A 1092-nucleotide genomic window follows, 5' to 3' on the forward strand; every position below is an offset into this window, starting at 1 on the left:
GCTCATTCGTCCTCGATAAGGGCGATCTTGCGATAGTGCCTGAAACACATCGGCAACGGCAATAATGCGAGAAGGGATGTCGAGTTCTTCTGCTGTTTTATGGTAAGGGTAGCCAGAGCCGTCCAAGCGTTCATGGTGATTTGAAGCCCATTCTGCGATTTTGGCGTTTGGGAACACCTTATGCAGCGCAAGTTGAGTATCTATCGTATGTCGTTTGATTCGCGTGTATTCCTGCTTACTGAGCGCGCCTTCCTTATGTAGAATTTCATCTGGCGTCTTTAGCTTACCTATGTCGTGAACCAAACCGGCAATAAACAGCATTTCTTGGTCGTGTTCATCGAGTCCTAATTTGCCCGCCAAATAGCGCGACAACTCAGCAACTTTTTGCGAGTGTTGATAAGTAAATGGGCTTTTCGCATCGACGATGCGCGCCAGAAATAATCCAAGGCTGTTCATGTCCCAAATGGTTAACTGTTTTTGTAACCAATCAATGCTCTTAAAATTCAGACCAATGGTTTCGATGTTTTCTGATTCCATCGCGAACCAAAATCCGTCGGTCATGATGAGCTTAACCATGGCTTCGCACATGACTGGATTAAATAAGGTGCCAGCATTCGCCAATACACATTCTGCAATCAATTCCTCATGCAGCGTGACAATGTCACAGTGGCAGTTCATTACATAGCGCGCACGCATGAAGTCTAGTCGATCAGAAAGGTAGAGTAGGGCCGCAACGTCTTTTTCGAATTCAGGCAGGTCGAGATGTTGCAGCTCATCCCAATGGGTGTGGTGATAAAGCACTGGAACGGCAAATTGACTTAAAAGGCGACATTGTTTGAGCGTTTGGTAGCCGCGCAGACAGTGCGCTTTGGCATCTTGAGGGATGAGCTCGTCCAGCAACATTTTATGTTCTTGCGTTTCAGAGACGCCACAATCGTGAATCATGCCTGCAAAGTAACAAAACTCTGCTTTCTTTAAATCCCAATTTAAGGCTAGAGCGCATTGGTAGGCGATGTATGCGACGCGGTGACTGTGGTGAGTGTCATCAACACCTACATAGTCGAGTGCACGGGCGACCCAGATGAGCTCATT

1 protein-coding gene is annotated in these 1092 nt (G+C 47.0%); it reads right to left on the reverse strand.

What is annotated here, in order from left to right; translation table 11 throughout:
* A partial coding sequence (locus R8O70_RS26060) for an HD-GYP domain-containing protein (RefSeq protein ID WP_318184567.1) occupies nucleotides 1-1083 on the reverse strand: 1083 nt, incomplete at its 3' end.
* Between the last annotated feature and the right edge of the window lie 9 nt (nucleotides 1084-1092).

The sequence above is a fragment of the Vibrio sp. 779(2023) genome, assembly GCF_033344285.1.
Taxonomy (GTDB): domain Bacteria; phylum Pseudomonadota; class Gammaproteobacteria; order Enterobacterales; family Vibrionaceae; genus Vibrio; species Vibrio alginolyticus.